This is a genomic window from Synechococcus sp. R50.1, from assembly GCF_047462115.1.
In the GTDB taxonomy this organism is placed as follows: Bacteria; Cyanobacteriota; Cyanobacteriia; order Thermostichales; family Thermostichaceae; genus Thermostichus.
In genome coordinates this window covers 65,449-82,733 of the sequence record NZ_JANSIN010000003.1, presented here as the reverse complement: position 1 = coordinate 82,733, position 17,285 = coordinate 65,449, and the positions used below count along the sequence as shown (strand labels likewise).

Sequence of the window (17,285 nt, the reverse complement as noted above, 5' to 3'; positions counted from 1 at the left end):
CCCATAGGGGAGAGAGAGATTGAGGTGGCATGGCGATGCACTGGCTGCGCACAGTTGCTGCTTTGCGGGAGCAGGTAGCCAATTGGCGGGGATCCACCATCGGCTTGGTGCCCACGATGGGATCCCTGCATGAGGGCCATCTCAGCCTAATCCGCCGCTGCCGGCAAGAGTGTGACCACACGGTGGTCAGCATTTTCGTCAATCCGCTGCAATTTGGCCCCAACGAAGACTGGGATCGCTATCCCCGCGACGAAGAGGGGGACCGAGCTTTGTGCGAGGCAGCAGGTGTGGATGTGGTCTTTGCCCCTGACCCGCAAGAGATGGGAGCCGACCCCGCAACCGGAAGCGACCGCACCTGGGTCATGCCCCCCGAATCCCTTCTGCAGACCCTCTGCGCCCCCCACCGACCTGGCCACTTTCGCGGTGTAGCCACCATTGTGCTGCAACTGCTGAACCTGGTGCAGCCGCAGCGGGCCTACTTCGGCCAAAAAGACGCCCAGCAACTGGCGATCATTCAGCGTTTGGTTCGGGATCTGCAAATACCCACCACGATTGTTCCCTGCCCCACGGTGCGAGAAGCCGATGGCCTCGCCTGTAGCTCCCGCAACCGCTACCTTTCTGCTGCTGAACGACAGGTGGCTGCCGGGCTGTACCGGGCCTTGCGTCGGGGATATGACCATTGGCAGGCCGGGGATCCCTCAGCAGAAGGGATCCTTGCCGCCGCCCGTGCTGAGCTGGAGCATACCCCAGAGCTGCAACTGCAATACCTGGAATTGGTGGATCCCCAAACGCTACAGCCGCTGCCGCGGGTGGAAGACAAGGGCCTGCTGGCCATTGCTGCCTATGTGGGGCAGACTCGCCTGATCGACAACCTGCTCCTTTCCCCAGAGCAAGGGGATCCCTCGCCGGAGAGAGTCCAGCATGCGGCACCGCCCTCTTCCGGCACGACCTCTCCCCCGCGTCGCCCGCTGATTGCCATTGACGGCCCGGCTGGAGCCGGAAAATCCACCGTGGCGCGGGCAGTGGCAGCCCAACTGCAACTGCTCTACTTGGATACCGGAGCCATGTATCGGGCCATCACTTGGCTGGCGCTGCAACGGGGGATCCCTTTGGACGATGCCGAGCAACTGACCCAACTGGCCGCCCAAACCCAGCTCACCCTGCAGAGTGGCACCTCTTCGACAGAGCCGACCCGCATCTGGGCCGATGGCGAAGAAATTACCCAGGCCATTCGCTCTCCGGAAGTGACCCGCTGGGTCTCTCACGTGGCGGCAGTGCCGGGAGTACGCCAGGAGCTGGTGAAGCGGCAACGCAGCATTGGCCGGGATGGCGGTGCCGTCTTAGAGGGACGGGATATCGGCACCCACGTCTTTCCCGATGCAGAGTTGAAGGTCTTTTTGACTGCTTCTGTCGGGGAGCGGGCGCAGCGTCGGCAACACCAACTCCAAGCCCAAGGGCAAATGGTACCCCTTGAAGAATTGAAGGCGCAAATCGAGCAGCGGGATCGCCGTGATAGCGAACGGCTGATTTCTCCTTTGCGGCCTGCCCCCGATGCCATCTTGATCGACACAGATCACCTGAGCCAATCCGAGGTGGAAGACAAAATTGTAACGTTGTACCGGCAGCTTTTGGAGCGATCTGGCCCGGCCCGTTTAGATCAGTAGCTTTGACTCAATCAAGACTAAATCAACGGGACAAGTCAGATTTCCGCATGATTTTCAGGGAGCTGGCCGGTTTGAACAGCTTGATCCCTCTCTCATTTCTCATTGAAGATTTTCGTTGAAGATGCAGTTGATGAGGGGGCACGGATGCCGAGCTATGGGTTGAGTGATGAACTTTGGCAAAACCACCGAGGTGTTGAGGTGCCGGAGGGGATCCCGTTGATGATGGAAATAGGCCGACCCGCTTTTCTCTCGATGAGCCAATGCTACCTGTATCCCGTTCCGCCGTCGCGAACGGAGCGCTATGGTTAATGTCTTTCTCTTGGCCTTTCTGCTGCTTCTCTCAGGAGCTTGCTCTGGCGCCGAAACGGCCATCACGGCCATGGACAACCTGCGCCTGGAATCTCTGATCGAAGAACAAGGGGATCCACAGGGCTTGTATCGACTGGCCCAACAACAGCGCTCGCGGCTGATCACCACCCTGTTGCTGGTGAACAACTTTGTCAACATCGGCATTGCCGCTTTGGCCACAACCCTCTCCATTGAACTGTTGGGAACCCAGATTGGAGCTTTGGCCGCCACCGTGCCCACCACAATTGTGGTGCTCCTCTTTGGAGAAGTAGCCCCAAAGTCCTTGGCGGTGAGCCATCCGCTAGGGGTGTTCCGCTGGGTGGTGCGGCCTGTTCATGTCCTATCGGTGCTGCTGCGCCCTTTTAGCGACGCTTTTGAGTGGGTTGTCAGCAGGCTCTTCAATCTATTGGAATTCTCCCCCCTGACGGCCACCGCTTCTCTCAAGGATTTGGAGCTGCTGATCGATGTGTTGGGGCAGCGGGGGCTGCTGGATTGGCAAAAACGGCGGCTGTTCCGTGGGGCCTTGGCTTTGGACTTGCTGCAGGCGCGGGACGTGGCCAAGCCCAGAGTTAAAATGGAGACCATCTCCCACGACAAAACACTGCAGGATGTGGTGAAGCTCTGTTTGGAAACGGGCTACTCGCGCATCCCCGTGCAGGGAGAATCCAAGGACGAGATCGTCGGCATTATCCACCTCAAGCAAGCCTTGCGCTATCTCGATCAAAAAGGCAATGCCGAAGTGACCCAGGCGATGGCACCGCCTTTTTTTGTGCCGGACACCAAGCGGGTCAGCTTGTTGCTCAAGGAAATGCTGCGCTCTCGCCAACACCTGGGGATCGTGGTGGATGAGTTTGGCGGCACCACCGGCCTCATCACGCTGGAAGACATTTTGGAGGAGCTGGTGGGGGATATTTACGACGAGAGCGACCTCTCCCCCCTGCTGCTGCAGCGACAACGACGACAAGGTGGCTCTTCTGCCCCCTCCGGTTGAGCACCATGAGCAATCGGGTTGTCCACCCTCTGAGTCTTAGCTGGCCCCTGAGGGATCCGTCTCCGCGGCTGTTGGGTTTTCGTGCGCGCCGGGAGTGAGCTCCCCAAAGCCGGCCTCGACGGGATAGCGGGCCACAAAAAAGATCCAGAAGCTGTGGATCCCTAGCCCCAAAGCCCACCAGCCCAACAGGGGCACCAGCCACGGCCAATCCGCGCGGTACAGTTGCTGAAAAAACACCAGCCCAGACCCGCTACAGAGGAAAACAGACAGGTGGGCGGCATAGGTATAGCGATCATCCAGCTTGCGAAATTCGGGATCCCGACGGGAGGGCTTCCGGGGCCAGCGAGGCGGCATGGCAAAACCATCCAGTTAAAACCTTCTCCAGTGTAGAACAGCCGTCGGCGGGGATCCCTGAGACTTGGGAGCGGCATTTCTGCTGCGGAACCCCAGTTTCAACGCCCGTTTGCCCAGCCAGTACACCAGCAAACCCATCAGCAGCACTGCCAGCCAAGGGGCCAGCACCGCCACCACCGCCAGCAGCAGAGAAGTGACGTTTTCGCCGGTGGCCAACAGCGGGTTGCCCAGCCCCCCTGTGGTGGTGGTAGAGGTCACCAGTGTGGCACAAAAATGCGAAACTGAGGCCCAACCCCCAAAAAATGGCCGGTATGCCCTTCATATCCTCAGCGTTGATGGGAGTGCTCCCGCCAAGCGCAACTGGGGGGATCCGTCTCGGCTGGCTGAACCTCGAACTCCAGCGGTCCCTCTTCAGTGTACAGGTGCAGGTCGAACCAGAAGGTGGATCCCTGTTCTAGCTTGCTCTCCAGGCAGATGCGGGTTCGATGTTTCTCCAGGATGTTGCGCACGATGGCCAACCCCAGGCCGGTGCCCTCTAGGGTGTGGACCCGGTTCTCGACACGGAAAAAGCGGTCGAAAATCCGCTCCTGATCTTCTGGGGCAATGCCAATGCCTGTATCGGCCACCGCCACCCGCACTGCCTGCGGGGATCCATCCGCCTGAACCACCAGGTGGGCATGTACCGTCACCAGGCCCCCTGAGGGGGTGAACTTGAGGGCATTGCCCAGGAGATTGGTCATCACCTGCAGCAGCAGATCGTAGTTGCCCCAGACCAGCGGCAGATCCGGATCAACGAATTTGCGCAACTGGATCCCTTTGTCGCGGGCCTGCAGTTGGTGGGTGCGCAAAGTCTGCTCGATCACTGCCGCGATGTCGACACCTTCAAAGTGGTACTGCTTGCCCGATTCCAGACGAGACAAATCCAAAACATCGTTGACCAGGCGGGTGAGGCGATCGGTTTCGCGGTTGGCAATTTCCAGGTAGTCCAGCCGCTCCGCCGAGGACATCTGCTCGCCGTACTCGTAGAGGGTCTCGATAAAAGACTTGATGCTGAAGAGGGGGGTGCGCAGCTCGTGGCTGATGTTGCTGATGAATTGAGCCTTGGCTTCGTTGAGCTCTGCCTCGCGGGTGATGTCCTGCACCGTCATCACGATCCCCTTGAGATTTTGCCGCCGCGGATCCGACACCGGCGAAAGCAGGATGCGGATAACACGCTTGGTGGGGCCGGTGAGGTTGACGCGAACTTCCTCTGCTTCTTGATCCCCGCGGGCAATTTGCATCAGGGGGCGGGCCAGTTGCTGCTGCAGATCCTCCGGCAACAGCTCCGGCAGGGGTTTGCCCAAAACGGGATCCCCTTCCCAGCCAAACATGCGGGAGGCAGCAGGGTTGAGCAGCAGCACCCGCAACTCGGCATCCAGCAAAATGGCAGCATCGACGATGGAGAAGACCAAGGTCTCCAACTTGGCTTTGGCGGCAGCCAGTTCCTCGATGTTTTGCTCTTCGTAGCTTTGCAGCCGCTCCGCCATCTCGTTAAAGCTGTCGATGAGCTGGGCCAGCTCTCCCCCGAAGGGCAGGTCGATGCGCTGCTTGAAGTTACCTTTGGTGATCTCCTGGACACCTTTGACCAGCTCTTTGATGGGATAGGTGATGGTGAGGGCATTGACCACCGCTCCCAGGATGGCCAAGACCCACACCGCCAAAAACACCCCAATCGAGACCTCCCGCGCCAATTGTGTGGAGCGCACCAGGGCGGGATTGGGATTGATGCCCAAGCCGAGGGTGCCCAAAAAGCGGCCCTGATGGTAGATGCCGACGAAAATATCCGTCACCCGCCCAGCAGGGGTAAGGTGGGTGCGCACCAGCGGTTGGCCCTCAGCAGGAGGACGGTTGTCCGGCAGTTGCATGCGACGGGTAAGGCTGAGGGAGGTTTTCACCTCCTGATTGGAGAACGGGATCCCGTAGTAGATGTTTCCTTCGGGATCGGCGTAGAGCAAATAGCGGATGCTGCTGGTGCTCTCAAAGTACTGGCGGGACAGTTGCGCCACTTCGCCAATGCGATCTTCCGCAATCAGGGGGGCGACATTGGCGGCCAAGAGCAGCCCCAGATCTCGGCCAAAGCGGGCTTCGTTGAAGCGAGCATCCTGCTGCACGGTGCTGACGGCCCAGAAGGTGAAACTGCTCACCACCAATGAGACCACCAGCGTTGCCACAAAGAGCAACTGAGTTTCCAACCGCAGTTTTTGCTTCCATCGCGCCCACCAGCGCCGCAGGGATCCCATAGAGATCCCGGTCGTTGTTGGCACTGACATGTCCACAGCGCCAGGCAATGGCTCGGCAGGAGAAGAAGCCAGCTCAGGAGATTGGACTTCGGCAATGGGCTCGGCTGGCTCGACAGTGCTGACAGGAGGCATGAACCCAACGTGAACAGATAGCGTGAACGGATATAGGGCGGTGATTCGCCACCATTCTGACATGGGCAGGCGATCCCTTTGTCTCAGCCAAGGCCGGGTGAGAACCGGTATGGGATCCCGGCTTCGCAACGCAACCTGCTCCAGCCGACCTGCAGGGGAATGGTTGCCAATACCGATAAAGGTATCCCCAAGCAAAGCTTGTCAGCGCCCCTAAAGTTGATAGACTAGAAAATCGTGCTTCACCAGGTCAGAGTGACCGGAAAAATCGTGACCAACAGCCCCGTCAGCCAATTTATCCAACATCATTTTCGCCACTTCAACGCAGCCGCGCTGGTGGATGCGGCCAAGGGCTACTGTGCTCACCTGGAAAAGGGCGGCAAAATGATGGTGACCCTGGCCGGCGCCATGAGCACAGCGGAGCTGGGCCTTTCCCTAGCTGAGATGATCCGGCAGGGTAAGGTTCACGCCATCTCCTGCACCGGCGCCAACCTAGAAGAGGACATCTTTAACCTCATCGCCCATGAGTTCTACGAGCGGGTGCCCCACTACCGCGATCTTAGCCCGCAGCAGGAGCAGGAGCTGCTGGAGCGGCACCTGAACCGGGTAACCGATACCTGCATTCCCGAAGAGGAGGCGATGCGGCGCCTAGAAAAAGCCCTCTTGGAAGAGTGGATGGCTGCCGACCAGGCCGGGGAACACTACTTCCCGCACGAGTTTATCTACCGCATCCTGCGCAGCGGCCGGCTGGAGCCCTACTACCAAATTAATCCCCGGGATTCTTGGGTTTACGCCGCTATGGAGGCCAACTTGCCCATCTATGTGCCGGGATGGGAGGACTCCACCACCGGCAACATGTATGCCGCCCACTGCATCACGGGTGAGATCCGCAATGTGCATACCGTCCGCACAGGGATCGAGTACATGATCCACCTGGCGGATTGGTACCTGCGCACCTCGGCGGAGTGCTCCATTGGCTTCTTTCAAATTGGCGGCGGCATAGCCGGGGATTTCCCCATCTGTGTGGTACCCATGCTCCATCAAGACCTGGGCCGCCAGGGCGTGCCCATGTGGGGCTATTTCTGCCAGATCAGCGACTCCACCACCAGCTACGGCTCCTATTCGGGAGCAGTGCCCAATGAGAAGATCACCTGGGGCAAGCTGGCTGTCGATACCCCCAAGTTTGTCATCGAGTCGGATGCCACCATCGTGGCGCCTTTGATCTTCGCCTGGGTGCTGGGGTGGTAGAGAAGGGGAATCAATCTGTATGCCCGTCGGTTGAGGCGGAGCGGGGCCAGCGGGACAACAGGGTTGCAGCTTCCCAGCGGCGCAGATCCTGGGCGATGCGCAGGGGCGTGAGGCCGTAGCCGTCCGGCTCGTCGATCTCGGAGCCATGTTCCAGCAGCAGCCGAACGACCTCGGGGTTGCCGGACCAAGCGGCAAAATGCAGGGGAAGGCCACCGGCGCCAAAACGAGCGTTCACCTCGGCCCCTCCCTGGAGCAGGGCTTTCGTAACCTCAGGGTTGCCCAGGCGAGCCGCTTGGTGCAGTGGGCTAGCTCCCCCATGGTCTAGTTGATTGGGATCCGCCCCCGCTGCCAGCAAAAGACGGGCGTTGAGGCCGCTTTCTACGAAAAACAGGGCTGTCTTGCCCCGCTCATCGACAGCGTTGGCGTCTTTCCCCAGCCAGAGGGCCAGTTGCAGCCGCAGCGGGTTGGCTTGGGCCAAGGCTTGTGGATCTTCTGGTAGGGAGTATCCATAGAATCCCAGACCCCCCACTAGCAGGGATCCCAGTCCGACAGCGATTTTTAGGACCTGACCTCGCATAGCCCTATTCCTCAAAGAAAAGGATGGCGAGCCCCTGCCTGGGCAGAGCCTGGGCCGAGAGCAGCAACGGGTTGCTGAGGGCAGGTTGCGGGGCAGCAGCGGGGAAGAGACGCAAAAACTCCTGCAGCGGCAGCAGCTCGCATTGGGATTCCTCGGCGGCGGCCGTGCGATACATGGTGGGGATGACCAGCTTGGGCTGCAGCGCCTCAATGGCCGCCTTGGCCCCGGCAGGATCGTAATTTTTCGGCCCACCCCCCACTGGCACCAGCAACAGGTCGGGACGAGCAAGCAGGATGGACTGCTCCCGCGTAATTGGCTGCAGCGCCCCTCCCAAATGGACAATGTCGATCCCAGCCATGCGCCAGCGCCAACCCACGTTTACGCCAAAGCGAGGGCCACGGGGCATGCGTACTCCTTGCACCCGGATCCCGTCAATCAGATAGTCTCCCGGCTGAAACAGCACCTTGGGGTTGCCGGGCACCACATCCAAAGCACCCTCATCCAACAAGCGGCTGCTGAGCAACACCAGATCGGCAGCAACTCGTGGGGCAGGATAGCCAGCCGTACAGCCCGCCGGCCGAAACGGGTTGACCAGAAACCGTCGGCCCTCCCCCTCGAACAAAACACAACTGTGGTGCAGCCAAGTCAGTTGCAGCCCCTGCGAGCTGGAGCCGGGAGTGAACTCTATAGACCCTGGGGTTGTTGGCGTTTCCGAACCTTGTGCCGGCGCTGTCTGAGCGCCCGCTTTGCGCCCTCTGGCCAGGTTCACGGCCATCGATCCCAGCAGCCCAGCGCTGGCTTGCAGAAGCTGGCGACGCTTCATGGAGTGGGGATCCCTGATGTAACAACGGCAACGGTTTCCTGAGGTTTCTGCGAAACATTGGGCTGAGCAGCAGTTGAGGCTTTGGCGCTGCGCAGGAAGTTGCTCAACAAGCGCTTGCCCTCTGCAGTCAAGATGCTCTCCGGGTGGAACTGCACGCCCTGAACGTGGGGATAGCGGCGGTGGCGTACCCCCATGATGATCCCATCGCCTGTTTGAGCCGTCACCTCCAGCTCGTCAGGACACGTAGAAGGCTCGATCACCAAGCTGTGGTAGCGGGTGGCCGTGAAAGGCTGGCTCAACCCCTCAAACACCCCCACCCCTCGATGGTAAATGAGCGAGGTTTTGCCATGCATCAGCTCAGGTGCGCGCACGATCTGACCACCATAGACCTGGCCAATGCACTGGTGCCCCAGACAAACCCCCAAAATCGGCAGCTCTGGCCCCAGCTCCCGAATCAACTCCAGGGAGATCCCGGCATCTTCCGGCCGCCCTGGCCCAGGAGAGATGACCACCGCTTGCGGCTGCATGCGGCGCAGGTCGTCAACGGAGAGCTGGTCATTGCGAAAAACCTGTAGCTGGGCTCCCAACTCCCCCAGATACTGCACCAGGTTGTAGGTGAAGCTGTCGTAGTTGTCGATGACGACCAGCACTTCAACATCCGGCAACGGCACCCCATTTTATCACTTCCACTGGACTGAAGGAGATTGGGTCACGGGGACAGGCTAGAGTGAAGGAGCCAGACTCCTGTGCTTTTGAGATGGATTTATGTCGGCCCTACCCATTCCCCTGCTGGGGCAGTCCTTGTCTGCTCTGAAAGACTGGGCAGTTGCTCAAGGTCAGCCGGCCTATCGCGGGCAACAACTGCATGCTTGGATCTACCAAAAAGGGATCCGCTCCCTGGAACAGGTGACGGTGTTTCCTAGGGCTTGGCGAGAGGCGGTGCAAAGCTACCCAGTGGGACGCTCGCGCATTGTGCAGCGGACAGAGGCCCGCGATGGTACTGTGAAGTTTCTGCTGGGGTTGGCGGATGGGCAGTTGATCGAAACGGTAGGGATCCCAACGGCCAAGCGTCTGACGGTCTGTGTCTCTTCTCAGGTGGGCTGCCCTATGGCCTGCGATTTCTGTGCCACCAGCAAGATGGGCTACCGACGCAACCTAGAGCTGCACGAGATTTTGGATCAGGTGTTGACGGTGCAGGAAGATTTTGGCCGTCGCGTCAGCCACGTGGTCTTTATGGGCATGGGGGAACCTCTGCTCAACCGCGATACGGTGGTGCAAGCCATCCGTAGCCTGAATCGAGATATCGGCATCGGCCAACGGCACATCACCCTCTCGACGGTGGGCGTACCCCGGCAAATTGCCTGGCTGGCGCAGCAGGATCTGCAAATCACCCTGGCCGTCAGCTTGCATGCTCCCAATCAAGATCTGCGGCAGCAGTTGATCCCCTCGGCAGCCCACTACCCTCTGGATGCTCTGATCCAGGATTGCCGTGACTACATGCTGCGCACCGGGCGGCGAGTCAGTTTTGAATATACCCTGCTGTCGGGGGTCAACGACCTGCCCATTCATGCCCGCCAACTGGCGCAATTGCTGCAGCAGGCCAGCCGGTCAGGGGTGCAACTGCACGTGAACCTGATCCCTTACAACCCTATCTCTGGAGCCGACTATCAACGCCCCCACCCGGCACGAGTCAAAGCGTTCGTCCGCCAGCTTGAGCAACACCAGGTGCGGGCCACCGTGCGCCAAACCCGTGGTTTGGATGGCAATGCCGCATGTGGTCAACTGCAGGGATCCTTCCTGCGCTCTTTGCCAGGGCGCAACGCTTTTGCGAGTACATCAGCTCAGTCCGCAGGCGCGTCGTAACCAGGCGGCATCCTGTTCTGGCAAGGTGGCGTGGTGCATGGCGTAAACCTGCCGGTGATACTCGTCCAGCCAGGCTCGCTGCGCCTCGTTTAACAGTTCCCAATCGATCAAGCGCCCATCGAAAGGGATCCAAGTCAGGGAGCGAAAGCCCATCCAGCCCTCCGGCTCGGGAATGGCAATCACCTCGTAGAGATTCTCCAGGCGGATCCCACCCCATCCCGGCTGGTAGTAGCCCGGCTCAATGCTGTTGATCATGCCCACCTTGAGAGGGGTGTTGGCGCGGCGGTGGATCCCGTTGGGCCCCTCGTGGACGTTCAAAAAGGCGCCGACACCGTGGCCGGTGCCATGGCCATAGTCCAGCCCGGCCTGCCAAAGGGTAGAGCGGGCGATCCCATCCAACGAGACCCCATAGGTGTCAGGGGGGAAGATCTGGCGGGCGCATTGAATGTGGGCCTTGAGCACCTCGGTATAGCGCCGCTTGCACAAGGGATCCGCCGGCTCCTGGCCAATCCAAACGGTGCGGGTATCGTCGGTGGTGCCCCCCAAGTAGTGGGATCCGGAGTCCAACAAAAACAGTTCGCCCGGCTGCAGCAGCTTTTGGGGATCCGGAGTGCTGTAGTGGATGATGGAGCTGTTGGCGCCGGCGCCGGCAATGGTGTTAAAGCTCAGGCCCACCCACTCCCCTTCCTCCCGGTAATGGGCCTCCATGATGGCGGCCACATCGGCTTCGCTGATGGGGATCCCCTGTTGGATTTGCCGGTCGATCCAGGCCAGGGTGCGAATCTTGGCCCGGCTGGCCTTGCGGTTGGCGCGGCGCATTTGCTCCAGCTCGGTGGGGTTTTTCACGGCCTTGAGGGCTTCCACCGGGTGCTCCAGCTCGCGGCAGCTCGCATCCTGCAGCAGCTCCTGGGTGCCCTGGGTGGTCTGCTTGGGATCCAAGCCCACCGGCGCGTAGCTCTTGGCCCATTGGGGCAGTTGTTGGCTGTAGGTCTCGTAGGGCCAGAGTTCCACCCCGGCTTCTGCCAGAAATTGCCGAGATCGGGGACTGAGCCGCTCCAGATCTGTGAATAGAGCCGCTCTATCTAGGCTGACCAAAGCATAGGCCCAAAACACCGGGTTGTAGGGGATGTCGGATCCCCGCAGGTTAAACAGCCAGGCCACCTGATCCAATTTGGTCAGGGGCAACAGTCCCACCCGCTTGCGGCGCATCTCCTGCCGGACTTGGGCCAGCTTTTCTGCAGGGGTGGCCCCGCTTAGGTGGGTGGGTACCGAGTCAATGGGCCGGTCAAAGGGAGCGACAGGAGCGGATCCCTGAGCCAGCTTATCCACCAAGTTTTCCATGACCGGGATCAAGAGCACCCCTCCCGCTTGGGCATGGGCCTGCAACTGGCGATAGGTGGCCACCGCCACCGTAAAGGGATCCACCCCCAGGCGAAAGCCGGATCCCAGCTCTTCCACAATCTCCATCAGGCTGGGCTGATTCGGCAGACCTCCTTTGATCACTGTCAATAGATTGGGATCCACCTCCCGCTCCGCCTGTTCGTGATAGCGGGGATCCACCCACAGCCAAGCCCTATCCCGACTGATCAGGGCATCCCCCACCGAGCCGGTAAAGCCTGTGATCCACTGGCGCCGCTTGCGATGTTCCGGCAAATACTCGTTGAGATGCTCATCGGCAGAGGGAACCCAAAAGCCATCCAGATCTTGCTCTTGCAGAAGCTGGCGCAACTGCTGCAAACGGGCGGCAACATCCAGGCGGGGCAGGGTTTGGAGCATGGCAGAGGGGTAAAGCTAAACGGCCAGGCTATCGCCATTCTAAACAAGGTTGGGCCGCCCCCACTTCCCGCCTTCAGTGGTCGGCCATTTCAGATAGCAGCCAGATAGCAGCCAATACCTCCCTCTTCCTATGGGTGAGGGAAGAAATCCGCCAGCTCTAGCGCTCCTCAGGAAAACCCGCTTCCCGCCAAGCCCGCATGCCCCCATCCATCGAGATCACCCGACGATAGCCCATTTTCTGTAGGTTATCGGCTGCCAACGCCGAACGAAACCCGCCGCCGCAGTACAGGACGATCTCCGCTTCTTTGTCGGGGATCACCCTCTCGATGTCCCGCTCAATGATCCCTTTGCTCAAATGGATGGCTCCGGCAGCGTGGCCGGCTTGCCACTCCGACTCTTCCCGCACATCCACAAAATAGAAGGGATCCCCTTGCAGTTGTTTTTGCCTGACCTGCTCGACTGTCAGTTCTTGGATGCGGCTTTTGGCCTCGTTGACCAGGGCCAAGAAAGCTGGAGAGTGCTGGGGAGCCATGGAGAACAGGCGCTATGAGCCAAAGCTTATTCCAATCGATCTTATCTGGTCTGGACTTTGGGATCCCAACTGCCCTGAGGCTAGACTGGGATCCAGATTTGCCGGCTGGAGGCCCACAGCTTGAGATCCCGATCTAACTTTCCGCAACTGCTTTGGCCCCTTGCTCTGGCCGTGAGCTGGAGCATCCCCCTTGGATTGACAGCCGGTCACGTCAGCCGGACGGAGTCCTCGGCTTGGGCCCAAGCTGCCCCGATGCCCCTAGAAAGTGGGATCCAGCGGCAAGTTTCCAGCCCACCGCCAGCCGCCCTGGTGGAGTGGCTAAGCCAGCAGGTGGCCGCCGCCAACCGGCGGGATTTGCCAGGGGTGATGGCCGGCTACAGCCCCGACTTCCGCCACCGAGATGGGCTGGACCGGGAAGAGGTGGAAGGTGCCATCCGCAAGCTGTGGAGCTCTCATCCCAAGCTCACCTATTCGGCCCAGATCCTCTCCTGGCGGCAGGTGGGCCCTGAGATTGTTGCGGATATTCTCAGCCAAGTAGAGGGATCCCAATCCTCGGTGCGGGGGGACTTTCAGGTAGAAGCCTCTGCCCTGGTGCGCAATCGCTATCGCCCGGATCCAGCCAATCCCGGACAACTGCTGTTGATTGACCAAGAAGTGCTGCGGGAGGCCAGCACCCTCACCTCTGGATCTGCCCCTCCCACCGTCACCTTGAACCTGCCGGAGGTGGTCAAACCGGGATCCACCTATTCGCTGCAGGCGATTGTGGCAGAGCCTCTCACCCACTCTTTGCTGTTGGGCGCCGTTGCCGAACAACCCGTTGCCGGGGCGGGCTACCCAGAGGTGACCTCGTTTGCTCTCGAACCTCTACAGGCCGGAGGGATCTTCCTACAGGCGGATGCTCCGCAAGAACCCCGTTCTGAGTGGATTTCTGTGATGTTGGTTAACCAAACCGGCATCACGCTGGAGAGTCGGCGTCTTATCGTCAGCGATCGCTTGGCTCTGGAGGGATCCCTGGCCATCCCCACCGTCCCTTAGGAAATCTTCAGGATGATGAGGAATGGCTCTGGGGTAATCTGGACAGGCAGTTGAGCTTGTTAAGATGGGAAACTATGCGCCCCTCAGCTTGTTTGCTTTCTGGTGCTGGCCCTATTTTTGAGCGGTTGCGATAGCGGCGACTCCCTTGGTGCTCCGGTGGTGGATCGCCCCACTCCTGCCAGCAATTGACCGAACAATCCCGAGGGGTCTCGAAAGGTTGGGTCGAGGTGTCTTGAAAGGACCCAACCTCAAGAAACATTGGCATCTTTAGACGCCCGTCCATTCCAAGCCCCGCTACAGCTATCTGCAAAACTATCCGCTCTCTCCCACCCCCAAGGCAACAACAGGCGGTCAGGGAAAGAGCGGTCTAGCGGGCCTTCAACTGGAACCTGACTGCCGGGAGGAACTCCAAGCGAGCCAGAACGTGAAGACTCTTCAGCAGACTGAAGGATCTAAGTTCAGACCGTTAGAGAACAGCCCCGGCGCACAGCCGGCTGAACCCAACTTGACGACCCTTACAACTACTACTATCTGGCATCCGCAGGAACCTCCCTTACTAAACGACACCCTGAGACTAGCACAAATCTTTTCTTGTTTTCTCGATCAGGGAGTTCATGCGGTGGTTTGTTGGAGCCGTTTGAGAGCTCCAGGCGCTCTGGGTGACCGTGGGCTTCGGATCCCCTGTCCCACAAGAGGGGTAAGGGATGGACTGCTGAGGATAAGGCAACAGCGTAGGATAGAAGGACGCCCTCTAGTTGGCTCGAGTTGCCGTGGACTACAAAAGTACCCTCAACCTGCCCCAAACTCAGTTTCCCATGCGGGCAGAGGCCGCCAAGAGAGAACCCGCCATTCAAGCCTTTTGGCAGGAAGAGCAAATCTACCAGCGCCTTGCCGACCACAATCCTGGGGATCCCTTTGTCCTGCACGATGGACCGCCCTACGCCAATGGCGATATCCACATGGGCACCACCCTCAACAAGATCCTCAAGGATATCGTCAACAAGTACCACATCCTGCAGGGGCGCAAGGTGCGCTATGTGCCCGGCTGGGATTGCCACGGCCTGCCCATCGAACTGAAAGTGTTGCAAAGCCTCACTCCGCAGGAGCGGGAAAACCTCACCCCTCTGCAGCTGCGACAAAAAGCCAAGGAGTACGCCCTGCACTACGTTGATGTGCAGCGGGCCAGTTTTCAGCGCCTGGGGGTATGGGGATCCTGGGATCGGCCCTACCTGACGCTGTCGCCGGAGTACGAAGCCGCACAGATTGAGGTGTTTGGACAAATGGCCCTCAAGGGCTACATCTACCGCGGCCTCAAACCCGTCCACTGGAGCCCCAGCTCCCAGACGGCTCTGGCGGAAGCGGAGCTGGAGTACCCTGACAACCACATCTCCCCCAGCATCTACGTGGCCTTTCCCCTGCAGAGCCTCAGCCCGGCGGCGCAGCCGGTTTTGGAGCCTTTCATGCCGGGCCTGCGGGCAGCCATCTGGACCACCACCCCTTGGACGATCCCGGCCAACCTGGCTCTCTGCTTTAACCCCAAGCTCACCTATGCAGTGGTGGAGTCTCCCCGCTTCGGCCTGCTGTTGATCGCCGCCGATCTGCGGGAGCGGCTGGAGAAGGTTCTGGAGACCCCTTTGGAGATCAAGGCTACCCTGCCGGGATCCGCTCTGGAATACAGTCAAGGACGGCACCCCCTCTTCGACCGCGCCAGCCTCTGCGTGCTGGGGGACTACGTCACCACCGAGTCCGGCACCGGCATTGTGCACACGGCTCCGGGGCATGGGGAAGATGACTTCAAAACCGGCCAAAAGTACGGTCTGCCCATTCTCAGCCCTGTGGACGATCAGGGGAGATTTACCGCCGAGGCCGGATCCCAGTTCGTCGGGTTGGATGTGCTCTCCAAGAAGCCGGAGACCAGCGGCAATGCTGCTGTCATCCAGGCTCTGCAGGCTGCGGGGGCTTTGCTCAAGGAAGAGCCCTACAACCACAAATATCCCTACGACTGGCGCACGAAAGAGCCAACGATTTTCCGGGCCACCGAGCAGTGGTTTGCGTCTGTAGCTGGCTTCCGGGAGCTGGCCCTGCAGGCCATTAAAACCGTGAAATGGATCCCGGCCATCGGGGAGAACCGCATCACTGCTATGGTGTCGGAGCGCTCGGATTGGTGTATTTCCCGCCAGCGGGCTTGGGGTGTGCCCATCCCCGTCTTTTACGACGAAGAAACCGGCGAGGTTCTGCTCACCGCCGAGACCCTCGACCACATCAAGGCCATTTTTGCCCAGGAGGGATCCGACGCCTGGTGGCAGCGCCCGGTGGAGGAGTTGCTGCCGGAGAAGTACCGCCACAATGGCCGCACCTACCGCAAAGGGATGGACACCATGGACGTGTGGTTTGACTCCGGCTCTTCCTGGGCGGCAGTGGCCAAGGCGCAGGGGTTGGGCTACCCGGTGGATCTGTATTTGGAGGGCTCCGACCAACACCGGGGCTGGTTCCAATCCAGTTTGCTCACCTCCGTGGCCGTCAACGGCCATGCCCCCTACAAGGCGGTGCTCACCCATGGGTTTGTGCTGGACGAGAAAGGCCAGAAAATGAGCAAGTCCCTGGGCAATGTCATCGATCCGCTGGTGTTAATTAACGGCGGCAAAGATCCCCAGACGGATCCCGCCTACGGGGCAGATGTGCTGCGCCTGTGGGTCTCCAGTGTGGACTACTCCGGGGATGTGCCGCTGGGTAAGACCATTCTTGGGCAAATGGCGGATGTATATCGCAAAATCCGCAACACAGCTCGCTTTTTGCTGAGCAACCTCTACGACTTCAATCCAACTCAGGATGCCGTTCCTTTTGAAGCCTTGACGGAGCTAGACCGCTACATTTTGCACCGCCTGCACGAGGTGGGATCCGAGATCGGCGAATCTTTTGCCAGCTATCAGTTCTACCGCTTTTTCCAGGCGATTCAGAACTTCTGTGTGGTGGATCTCTCCAACTTTTACCTGGATATTGCCAAGGATCGCCTCTACATCAGCCATGCCCAAAGTCTACGGCGGCGCCAATGTCAAACGGTGCTCTCCCTGTTGCTGGAGAACTTGGCCAAGGCCATCGCCCCCGTTCTCTCCCACCTGGCCGAAGAGATTTGGAGCCATCTGCCCTATCCCAAGCCCACCCGTTCGGTGTTTGAGGGGGGGTGGATGAAGCTGCCGGAGCACTGGCGGGATCCCCAGTTGGCGGCCATTTGGGAGCAGCTGCGAGAGGTGCGCCAAGAGGTGAACAAGGCTCTGGAGCAAGCCCGTACCGGTCGCGTTAGCGGGACGGAGTCCTTTAAGCCCATCGGCGCTTCCACCGAGGCCAAGGTAATCCTGAAGGTAGCGGATCCCAGCCTATACGCTCTTTTGCAGGAGCGGGCTGCCGAGTTGCGCTACTTGTTCATCACCTCACAGGTGGAACTGGAGAAAACCTCAGGTCAAGGCTTGGAGGTCTCTGTTTTTCCGGCTGACGGCCAAAAGTGCGTGCGCTGCTGGAACTATTCCACCCGTGTGGGGGAATTTGCCGAACATCCAGAGCTGTGTGAGCGTTGTGTAGCCGCTCTGGCCGGGGAGTTTTGAATTCGGGACCCCGTCCCGCTGGCGGGAAGGGATCCCCCTCTTTGAATTGGCTCTTTCTCCGGACAGG

Annotated in this window: 14 protein-coding genes and 1 pseudogene; 7 read left to right on the top strand and 8 right to left on the bottom strand. The window is 59.9% G+C overall.

What is annotated here, in order from left to right:
• Positions 1 to 35 precede the first annotated feature (35 nt).
• From NW870_RS01760 to NW870_RS01750, 3 genes are all read left to right on the top strand, one after another.
• Positions 36 to 1,664 (top strand): bifunctional pantoate--beta-alanine ligase/(d)CMP kinase, encoded by a 1,629-nt coding sequence (locus NW870_RS01760; protein ID WP_414373614.1) that lies wholly within the window; start codon positions 36 to 38, stop codon positions 1,662 to 1,664.
• 159 nt (positions 1,665 to 1,823) lie between these two features.
• Complete coding sequence (locus tag NW870_RS01755) at positions 1,824 to 1,973, top strand: hypothetical protein (protein ID WP_414373591.1); 150 nt, start codon at positions 1,824 to 1,826, stop codon at positions 1,971 to 1,973.
• Positions 1,966 to 3,003 carry a hemolysin family protein gene (locus tag NW870_RS01750; RefSeq protein WP_414373590.1) on the top strand — a complete coding sequence of 346 codons (1,038 nt, stop codon included), beginning with the start codon at positions 1,966 to 1,968 and terminating at the stop codon, positions 3,001 to 3,003. Before NW870_RS01755 ends, NW870_RS01750 begins: the two co-directional genes overlap by 8 nt.
• A gap of 36 nt (positions 3,004 to 3,039) precedes the next feature.
• On the opposite strand, the gene NW870_RS01745 is transcribed toward NW870_RS01750, so the two are convergent.
• The 3 genes and pseudogenes from NW870_RS01745 to NW870_RS01735 all read right to left on the bottom strand — a co-directional run bounded on the left by NW870_RS01745 (position 3,040) and on the right by NW870_RS01735 (position 5,666).
• On the bottom strand, positions 3,040 to 3,357 hold the full coding sequence (locus NW870_RS01745; RefSeq protein ID WP_414373588.1) for a hypothetical protein: 318 nt from the start codon (positions 3,355 to 3,357) through the stop codon (positions 3,040 to 3,042).
• 15 nt (positions 3,358 to 3,372) lie between these two features.
• Positions 3,373 to 3,642, bottom strand: a pseudogene (locus NW870_RS01740) (DUF4126 family protein); the annotation flags it as partial.
• Between the two features lie 41 nt (positions 3,643 to 3,683).
• On the bottom strand, positions 3,684 to 5,666 hold the full coding sequence (locus NW870_RS01735) for an ATP-binding protein (RefSeq protein WP_414373612.1): 1,983 nt from the start codon (positions 5,664 to 5,666) through the stop codon (positions 3,684 to 3,686).
• 369 nt (positions 5,667 to 6,035) lie between these two features.
• On the opposite strand from NW870_RS01735, the gene NW870_RS01730 reads away from it, so the two are divergent.
• Positions 6,036 to 7,013: a deoxyhypusine synthase family protein gene (locus tag NW870_RS01730; protein ID WP_414373587.1), complete on the top strand. Its 978-nt coding sequence runs from the start codon at positions 6,036 to 6,038 to the stop codon at positions 7,011 to 7,013.
• Positions 7,014 to 7,023: 10 nt separating this feature from the next.
• On the opposite strand, the gene NW870_RS01725 is transcribed toward NW870_RS01730, so the two are convergent.
• Genes NW870_RS01725 through NW870_RS01715 form a run of 3 tightly spaced genes read right to left on the bottom strand, consistent with a single transcriptional unit; the run spans position 7,024 to position 9,063 of the window.
• On the bottom strand, positions 7,024 to 7,590 hold the full coding sequence (locus NW870_RS01725) for an ankyrin repeat domain-containing protein (protein WP_011433982.1): 567 nt from the start codon (positions 7,588 to 7,590) through the stop codon (positions 7,024 to 7,026).
• Between the two features lie 4 nt (positions 7,591 to 7,594).
• Positions 7,595 to 8,413 (bottom strand): MBL fold metallo-hydrolase, encoded by an 819-nt coding sequence (locus NW870_RS01720; RefSeq protein WP_414331279.1) that lies wholly within the window; start codon positions 8,411 to 8,413, stop codon positions 7,595 to 7,597.
• Entirely contained in the window at positions 8,410 to 9,063 is a 654-nt protein-coding gene (locus NW870_RS01715; protein WP_011433980.1) for an anthranilate synthase component II, read from the bottom strand. Before NW870_RS01715 ends, NW870_RS01720 begins: the two co-directional genes overlap by 4 nt.
• 115 nt (positions 9,064 to 9,178) lie before the next feature.
• On the opposite strand from NW870_RS01715, the gene rlmN reads away from it, so the two are divergent.
• Positions 9,179 to 10,276, top strand: a complete 1,098-nt coding sequence (gene rlmN / locus NW870_RS01710; protein ID WP_414373586.1) for a 23S rRNA (adenine(2503)-C(2))-methyltransferase RlmN — start codon at positions 9,179 to 9,181, stop codon at positions 10,274 to 10,276.
• On the opposite strand, the gene NW870_RS01705 is transcribed toward rlmN, so the two are convergent.
• Together NW870_RS01705 and NW870_RS01700 are read right to left on the bottom strand one after the other, a co-directional pair.
• Positions 10,250 to 12,052, bottom strand: a complete 1,803-nt coding sequence (locus NW870_RS01705; protein ID WP_414373584.1) for an aminopeptidase P family protein — start codon at positions 12,050 to 12,052, stop codon at positions 10,250 to 10,252. The two genes, rlmN and NW870_RS01705, sit on opposite strands and share 27 nt — an antisense overlap.
• Before the next feature lie 157 nt (positions 12,053 to 12,209).
• The gene (locus tag NW870_RS01700; protein ID WP_011432658.1) at positions 12,210 to 12,584 is read right to left on the bottom strand and encodes a rhodanese-like domain-containing protein; all 375 of its coding nucleotides are present in this window, start codon (positions 12,582 to 12,584) and stop codon (positions 12,210 to 12,212) included.
• 120 nt (positions 12,585 to 12,704) lie between these two features.
• On the opposite strand from NW870_RS01700, the gene NW870_RS01695 reads away from it, so the two are divergent.
• Positions 12,705 to 13,619 carry a hypothetical protein gene (locus NW870_RS01695; protein WP_414373583.1) on the top strand — a complete coding sequence of 305 codons (915 nt, stop codon included), beginning with the start codon at positions 12,705 to 12,707 and terminating at the stop codon, positions 13,617 to 13,619.
• A gap of 755 nt (positions 13,620 to 14,374) precedes the next feature.
• Complete coding sequence (ileS, locus tag NW870_RS01690; RefSeq protein WP_414373581.1) at positions 14,375 to 17,218, top strand: isoleucine--tRNA ligase; 2,844 nt, start codon at positions 14,375 to 14,377, stop codon at positions 17,216 to 17,218.
• The last annotated feature ends 67 nt before the right edge of the window (positions 17,219 to 17,285 follow it).